The organism is Hyphomonas sp. UBA3601 (assembly GCF_002375605.1).
Classification (GTDB): domain Bacteria; phylum Pseudomonadota; class Alphaproteobacteria; order Caulobacterales; family Hyphomonadaceae; genus Hyphomonas.
Genome location: NZ_DFME01000146.1, coordinates 1 through 7,160, shown reverse-complemented (window position 1 = coordinate 7,160; position 7,160 = coordinate 1). Strand labels below are relative to the sequence as shown.

The following is a 7,160-nucleotide window of genomic DNA, read 5'->3' as shown; positions in this document are numbered from 1 at the left end:
GCGCCGATCTCGGTGGTCGCGGTGACCAGTTGGCAATTCAGTTTCGGCCCCGTTATGCCCAGCATGACCTGATTGATCTGCTCGCCCGCTTCGCGCTCGGCATCTTCGACGGCCAGACGGATCGAGCGTTCGAGACCCTGCATGTCGGTGATCGTGCCGCCACTGAAACCGCGAGATTGTTGGCGCCCTGCGCCAAGGATCTGGAAATTGCGGGGGCCGGTGCCGTCATTTCGGCCTATCAGGCACGTGATTTTCGAACAACCGATGTCCAGCGCCGCAACGGGGCTGGACGTGCGCGACCCCACAAGAGGCTTACGCCGGGCCTGAACGTTTGCCATCAGCTCCGGGCCGCCTCTTTGCGTGCTGTGAAGTCAGGATCGTTCACCGGGTCCAGATAGACCCGGCCTTTATTGCGCAGGTCGATGGTCTCTAGCGGACGCTGCATCAGCGCTGTGCGCACCTGCAGGGTCGACAGGCTGTCCAGCGCAGCCACCATCTGGTGATCTTCCGGCATGCGAACCGTAGCGCCGGAAACAAGACGCATATCCCAGCGGCGATCATTGATGCGGGTAGCGATCGCGATGCGCGGCGCGACGTCCGGCTCAGCTTTGAGGGCAGTTACGAGGGCCGGGGCGGCCTTGGCGGCGCCGCGACCCGCCAGACGGATGAGGTCCTTGTGGTCATCGGCGCGGGCGTCCGGAATGACGCGACCCAGACCGTCCACGACAGTCCATGCCTTGCCGTCATGCCACAGCGCAACCGGCTCGGCGGCGTCCGCGATGATTACGACCTGGTCGGGCCAGAGTCGATGGACGCGCACATTCAGCACCTTGTGGGTGCCTTCGACCCGGCGACGGATGACATGCGGGTCTGCGCGAAACATGTTCTCGCCGGGCTCGATCATGGCGGCGGCGCGAATATCCTGTGCGAGGGCCGGATCCTGTTCCAGGCCGATGATGGACACGTCATTGACGGAAATGCCGACCGTGCGCGCCGTGTCGTCCATGAAGCTGGCAAAGCGGTTCTCGACCTGGGATATCGAGCCGCCCATCCAGGCAGCGGTTGCCACGACAATCGCCACAAGCATGACAAAACCAAAGACGACGGACGAAACGCGAACCTCTTCACCCGTCACTTCATCTACGATGACAGCAGGGCGGCGGCTCGCCTTCTTCTTGGACTTTGGCACAGTCTGATTGCGGGTTACCTTTGGCATGAAGCATCCTCGATCATCCAGGCGACCAGCTGTTCGAAGGACATACCAACGAAAGCGGCCTGTTCGGGGACAAGCGAGGTGGGCGTCATGCCGGGTTGTGTATTTGTTTCCAGGATCACGAGCCGGTCTCTCTTGTCGTCATAGCGAAAGTCGGACCGCGTCGCGCCCCGGCAACCGAGCGCCTGGTGTGCCTTCAGCGCAAATTCCATTGCGGCTTGGGTCACAGGGGCAGGCAGGTCTGCCGGGATCACATGCTGCGATCCACCAGCTTCATATTTTGCATCAAAATCGTAATAGTCTCTTAAGGTCGTGATCTCTGTGACAGCCAGTGCTCGGTCGCCCAGCACGGCCACGGTCAACTCACGGCCGGGGATGAATTCCTCGGCCATCAGATGGTCGCCATAATGCCAGTTCGGCCCGGTCAGCTCCTTGGCCGGCCCATTGGCACCCTCGCGTACGATCAGCACGCCAAAACTCGATCCTTCCGCGACCGGCTTGATCACATAAGGGGGCTTGAGAGGATGCGCGGTAGCCGCTTCTGCGCGGGTGACCTGCTTGTCTTCCGCAATCGGAATGCCCGCCTGCCGGAAGACCGCTTTCGACTTCAGCTTGTCCATGGCGAGCGCCGAGGACAATACGCCCGAATGGGAATAGGGCAGGCCCAGCACTTCCAGTACGCCCTGCACACACCCATCCTCGCCCCAAGGTCCGTGCAGGCCATTCAGCACCGCGTCCGGTTTCGCATCGGTCAGTTGCGCAGCGAGGTCACGTCCGGCATCAATTTCAACAACATCATACCCGGCCGTGCGCGCCGCACTCGCCATCTGCTTGCCCGAGGTGAGCGACACGTCCCGCTCGGACGACCAGCCTCCATAGATCACGGCAACACGTTTCATGAGATTTTCCTGCAAGCTGGCGTTCTGACTATACATCGCGTCTGCAGGGTTAAAGCGGCCTTAGCGTGGCAGCTACAAAACCTTTTCTCGGCAGGATGACAAAAAATATAGGTTTGGGCCTGTTGCCATATTTAGACTACGTATGTAGTCAATATCGATATTCGACATAGACGCGGTGGTGAGACACCGGATTTTTTCCAGACATCTGCGGGGAGGATACGCAGCGTGATCCCTTTCACACGGCTTGCCGCCAGTGCATGCTTCAGCTTGGCCACATCATTCATCGCCCTGTCGGCTGTGGCGGATATGGCACCGGAAACCACACCCGGTGCAACCATCTACACGATGGACGATTTCAGTCAGTATGCACCGCGCACGGCGCTCGAAATGGTTTCGCGCATTCCGGGATTTTCGATCCAGGGCGATGATGACGGCTCTCGCGGATTTGGTCAGGCCAGTGGGAATGTGCTGATCAATGGTCAGCGCGTATCTGGAAAGTCCAATGGGGCGACCGAGTCGCTGGACCGGATATCCGCCTCCAGCGTTGTGCGGCTCGAACTGGTCGATGCGTCAGCCTTTGAAATTGCCGGCCTGTCCGGGCATGTCGTGAATGTCATCACCAATGGAGATGGGGCGGTCTCAGGCACTTGGCGCTGGCGTGCCCGGTTCCGTGACAACCTCCCGCCCTTCTACAACGGCCTCAATCTCACACTATCCGGCGGGCAGGGGGATATCAGCTGGTCATTCGAGGCCGAGAGCAGCCCGGAGCGCGGCGCCTCCAACGGTCCTGAATTTGTCACCGACGGCATCGGCGACCTGATACAGCGCCGTGAGGAAGACTTCACCTATGCCGCCGAATATGTCTCCGTATCCGGATCGGTTGGCTGGACGCCAGCCTCGGGGGCTATCGGAAATCTCAACGCAAAGACCACTCTGTTCCAGCCAGACAGGAAAGAAACCTCGAAACTCTTTCCGGTTAACGGGCCAGAGGGGCGGCGCCTGTATGAGGGCGCTGAGGATGAAGTGTTCGTGGAAGTCGGTGGCGATTATGAATTTGGCTTTGGGCCGGGCCGGCTAAAGGCAATCGGCCTGGTTCGCCGAGAGGACAGCCCCATCATTGACCGCGTATTCCGCGGTAATGTTGATGGGACGGATATTTCCGAAAGCCTGTTCACGCGCGATATTGAAGAGGGCGAATATATTCTCCGGACGGAGTATGGTCTTGCATTTGAGAATGGAAGCGATTGGCAATTCGCGCTGGAGGGAGCCTTCAACTATCTGGACCAGCAATCTTCTCTTGCCAGTTCCGAAGGTGGCAGTCCGCTGGAGCTGCAGACTCTGCCGAACGCGAATTCACGAGTTGAGGAACAGCGCGGAGAAGTCTCCGTGACGCATGGTCGCCGGCTTTCCCCCTCAGTGACCGGGCAAGTTTCCATGGGCGCTGAAATATCGGAACTTTCCCAGTCCGGCGATGCGTCCAATGTGCGGACCTTCACCCGCCCCAAAGGCTTCGCCAGCCTGTCCTGGCAGGTGGATCCGTCATTGAAACTGGTCACACGCCTTGAGCGGGAAGTGGGACAGCTGGACTTTTTCGATTTTGTCTCATCGGTCAATCTGAGTGCCGGGAACGGCGAGAATGGCAATCCTGAAATCGTTCCTGAGCAGAGCTGGCGACTGAGCGCCCAGGCCGAGAAGAATTATGGCGGCTGGGGCGCCGCGACGCTCGAAGTCTTCTATTCCGATATCGAGGACATTGTTGACCGTGTACCCATCGGGACGGGCGACGGTCCCGGAAATCTCGACTCGGCCTGGCGGGTCGGAGCGGAGTGGGACGCCACGTTGAAATTCGACAAAGTCGGTTTTGCTGGCGCGGAATTGTCCTTTGAAGGCGAGTATTTCGAGTCGGAAGTGACCGACCCGCTCACCGGAGAGGTGAGGCCGATCAACGACAGTTCGAAATACTGGATGCTCGCCGAGATGCGACAGGATGTTCCGAGAACGGATTGGGTCTGGGGTGTCGGGTTCGAGCGCTGGGAACGCAATCCGTATTATCGCCTGTCCGAGACAGGGCAGGAAGGGGCGAGCCCAGGATTTGGGTTCGCCTATGTCGAGCACAAGGATCTTTGGGGCATGACCGGTCAGGCCATGATCGGGAACTTCGCGAACCAGAATGATACGTTCCGCCGGCAATTGTACGACACAAATCGCCTTGGCAATGTCGTGCGCGTTGAAGACCGCGCGCGCGATTTCGGCCCGATCTTCACAGTCCAGCTGGAAGGCAAGTTCTAGGTTCGCGGTGCCCGATCAGGGGAGGGGAGGCTTGATGCGGCCGATGCGGCGCACTTCCCAGCGCAGCTTTACGCCCTGAGAGTCCCATACTTGCGCGCGAACAAGCTCGCCCAGCGCTTCGAGGTCTGCGGCTGTGGCATCGCCGGTATTGATCAGGAAGTTGCAGTGCTTTGGCGAAACCTGTGCGCCGCCGACCTTCAGGCCGCGGCAGCCCGCAGCGTCAATCAGTTTCCATGCGGACCGCTGGTTTGGCGTGCCGGGCGGGTCGGGGTTCGCAAACGTGGATCCGGATGTCTTGTCCTTGATCGGCTGCGTCTCGGCCCGGCGGGCCTGTAGGGCTTCGATTTCTGCAAGGATCGCGTCTGGTGCGCCTGTGCCGCTGCCTTCCAGGGTCAGCTTGGTGACGACCAGGTCATTGGGCAGGTCGCTGTGTCGATAGGAAAACTGCGCTTCCGGCAGGTTGCCGGCCCGGCCCGGCCCGCGATAGGCGACATGGGTGCCATCGCGCAGGTAGCCTTCAAGGCCGACCAGCACGTCCCGCAATTCCTGACCATAGCACCCGGCATTGGTGCGGGTCGCCCCGCCGAGCGATCCCGGAATGCCGGACAGGAACTCCAGCCCCCTGATGCCGTGCCGGGCGGCAGTCTTGGCGACGGACAGGTCCAGTGCACCCGGCCGCGCTGTCAGGGTCAAATCGTCCCCGGCTTCCACACTCCCCCAGTATTTTCCCATCAGGCGGATGACCACGCCCTCGATGCCGCCATCGCGCACGATCACATTCGAGCCAACGCCGAGTACGGTCACCGGAATGGCCGGGTCGAGCGTCTTCAGGAAGCCGGCAAGGTCGGCTTCGTCTTCGGGCAGGAACAGCCAGTCGGCCGGCCCGCCCACCCGGAACCAGGTATAGGGCGCGAGGTTCGCGTCCTTCAGCAGCTTGCCGCGAACAGGGGGAAGTGTCGTCATCATAGGGCCTAGGCGTTCGGGCACTTCCCCCTCCATGTCAAGCAGCGGGGGCGGAGGTCCGCTCACCATACCAGTCAATGTTGCGGGTCATGTACATGGTCAGTGCGATGGCCGCGAAACTTGCCAGAGCGCCCGCCAGCAAGGCATGGCTCTCGGCCCGCATCAGCACATAGATCAGCGTGTAGATGCCGGACAGGATGGCCAGCGCGCGCAGGCCATAGAGCCGTGAGCGGAATACGCTGGCCGCATAGGCGGCGGTCAGCAGCACGGTCATGCTTGCGGCGATCAGGAAGGCTCCGTCAAAGCCGATACGCTCCGACATGGCGAGCAGCAGGATGTAGAAGATCGTCTGTGCCAGTCCGACCAGGACATATTGCGCGGGGTGGGCGCGTGCGGCGCTGGTCACTTCGAACAGGAAGTAGGCGAGGAAAACGAAGCCGACAAACATGACGGCATATTTCAACGCGCGCTCGACGCTCTGATAGGGATTGCCTTCCTTCATGAACCGGACAGCCATGTCGCGACGGTTCCATTCGGTCAGTTCGCCAAGGTCGAGATTGGCCCCTGCGCCGGCAATGCCGCGGGCCAGATAGGGCACGCGCCAATGCGCCTCGAAGCCTTCCGACTGGCCGTCGCCTGCCGTATGGCGCTCGGGCAGTACGCCGCCCTGGAAGCTGGGATCATTCCAATTGCTCACAAGGTCGACCCGCGTATCCTTTGCAAATGGCGCGATGGATAGGCGTTCGGCCCCGGACAGGCGCATGTTGGAGGTCAAGGCGATCGGTGATGTGGCAGTTTCGAGACCAGCAATATGGCCGCCCGCAAGGGTCACACCGGAGGGCGGCACAGGTTGGTACTTGCCGACATTGGACGCGTAATAGGGCGTTGGTTCGATGGCCAAGTCCGTGCCATTCGCTGTGACGGTGATCGCATCCCGGATGCCGCGCGTGTCCGAGACCCCGAGATAGACCCTGGCATCCGACCAGATCGGGGTGGCGTCGTCGGGCAAGGCGGCGCGCAAGGCCGCCGGATCGAATACAGCGTCCATGCTGATCGTGGCATCGAAGACAGGGATGGCGTGAATGCCGCGGGTACGCATCTGAACATCCACATCGGCCGAGGCGGTGCCGGTATCGGCATAAGCGACCACATAGCCGTAAACCAGTTCATTGTGCCTTGGGCCGAGGGTGCGTGAATAGGGTACGGACAAGACCGGTCCCAGCACGGATTGTTGGCCTCCGACCATTTCACTGACGTCGGCAAGCGCGCGATCCGCGCCCATGCGGCGATCCTGGACCACGGAATGTATGAAGAGGGCGGGAATGGCCATCAGGAGGGCAAGTCCGCAGACGAGCAGCAATTTCAGGCCGACGGACCGTTGCGGCACAAGGCTCGCGAACGGCGATGGAGGTTGAGACGTATCGGTCATGTTTGGGATCCCCAAAAAAAGATTGGAGACACGGTTTATGACCCGCTGGTCGCGGCGGAGGTGGGGCGCAGCCGGGGCCAGTCCAAGGTTACATTGCGGTCATCTTGTGACGTGGTTACCGGTTGGGCGATCCATCCTGATCCAGCTCGTCGGAAATCTCGTCGGCCGCATCAGACACTTCATTCGCAAATTCGGATGTTTCCTCGGGCAGATCTTCCAGCGTCGCGTCCATGCGCGCGCCAGCGCCTTCGAATGAGCCTTCCTGCAGATAGAACCAGCCGAGTGCGATCACGAATGCGACGCAGAGGAAAGCGATGATGGCGGTGAGCGTGCGGCCCATGATGAGTCTCCTTGAGAGTATTCATCA

General features: G+C 60.9%; 7 protein-coding genes. 1 reads left to right on the top strand and 6 read right to left on the bottom strand.

The window, feature by feature from the left end; genetic code table 11:
• The 3 genes from B4F73_RS16430 to B4F73_RS16420 all read right to left on the bottom strand — a co-directional run.
• On the bottom strand, positions 1–338 hold a 338-nt coding region (locus B4F73_RS16430; RefSeq protein ID WP_290483811.1), incomplete at its 3' end, for a cell division protein FtsA.
• Positions 338–1,216, bottom strand: coding sequence for a cell division protein FtsQ/DivIB (locus B4F73_RS16425; RefSeq protein WP_206991404.1), 879 nt, complete (start codon positions 1,214–1,216; stop codon positions 338–340). The genes B4F73_RS16430 and B4F73_RS16425, both read right to left, overlap by 1 nt.
• Entirely contained in the window at positions 1,204–2,112 is a 909-nt protein-coding gene (locus B4F73_RS16420; protein ID WP_290480011.1) for a D-alanine--D-alanine ligase, read from the bottom strand. The genes B4F73_RS16425 and B4F73_RS16420 overlap by 13 nt, the downstream gene beginning before the upstream one ends.
• A 225-nt stretch (positions 2,113–2,337) precedes the next feature.
• On the opposite strand from B4F73_RS16420, the gene B4F73_RS16415 reads away from it, so the two are divergent.
• Positions 2,338–4,401, top strand: coding sequence for a TonB-dependent receptor plug domain-containing protein (locus B4F73_RS16415; RefSeq protein WP_290483810.1), 2,064 nt, complete (start codon positions 2,338–2,340; stop codon positions 4,399–4,401).
• 15 nt (positions 4,402–4,416) lie between these two features.
• Here B4F73_RS16415 and murB read toward each other — a convergent pair whose 3' ends face one another.
• The 3 genes from murB to B4F73_RS16400 form a co-directional block, all read right to left on the bottom strand.
• A complete protein-coding gene (murB, locus tag B4F73_RS16410; RefSeq protein WP_290485360.1) occupies positions 4,417–5,367 on the bottom strand; it encodes a UDP-N-acetylmuramate dehydrogenase in 951 nt (316 codons plus the stop codon).
• Positions 5,368–5,401: 34 nt separating this feature from the next.
• The gene (gene creD / locus B4F73_RS16405) at positions 5,402–6,793 is read right to left on the bottom strand and encodes a cell envelope integrity protein CreD (protein ID WP_290483808.1); all 1,392 of its coding nucleotides are present in this window, start codon (positions 6,791–6,793) and stop codon (positions 5,402–5,404) included.
• Positions 6,794–6,908: 115 nt separating this feature from the next.
• Positions 6,909–7,133 carry a hypothetical protein gene (locus tag B4F73_RS16400; protein WP_034815061.1) on the bottom strand — a complete coding sequence of 75 codons (225 nt, stop codon included), beginning with the start codon at positions 7,131–7,133 and terminating at the stop codon, positions 6,909–6,911.
• Positions 7,134–7,160 lie beyond the last annotated feature (27 nt).

What these genes read in the sequence shown, in the direction of transcription:
- B4F73_RS16420 (WP_290480011.1), bottom strand. Translation starts at nt 2,112, where the DNA reads ATGAAACGTGTTGCCGTGATCTATGGAGGCTGGTCGTCCGAGCGGGAC.
- B4F73_RS16400 (WP_034815061.1), bottom strand. Translation starts at nt 7,133, where the DNA reads ATGGGCCGCACGCTCACCGCCATCATCGCTTTCCTCTGCGTCGCATTC.
- creD (WP_290483808.1), bottom strand. Translation starts at nt 6,793, where the DNA reads ATGACCGATACGTCTCAACCTCCATCGCCGTTCGCGAGCCTTGTGCCG.
- murB (WP_290485360.1), bottom strand. Translation starts at nt 5,367, where the DNA reads ATGATGACGACACTTCCCCCTGTTCGCGGCAAGCTGCTGAAGGACGCG.
- B4F73_RS16425 (WP_206991404.1), bottom strand. Translation starts at nt 1,216, where the DNA reads ATGCCAAAGGTAACCCGCAATCAGACTGTGCCAAAGTCCAAGAAGAAG.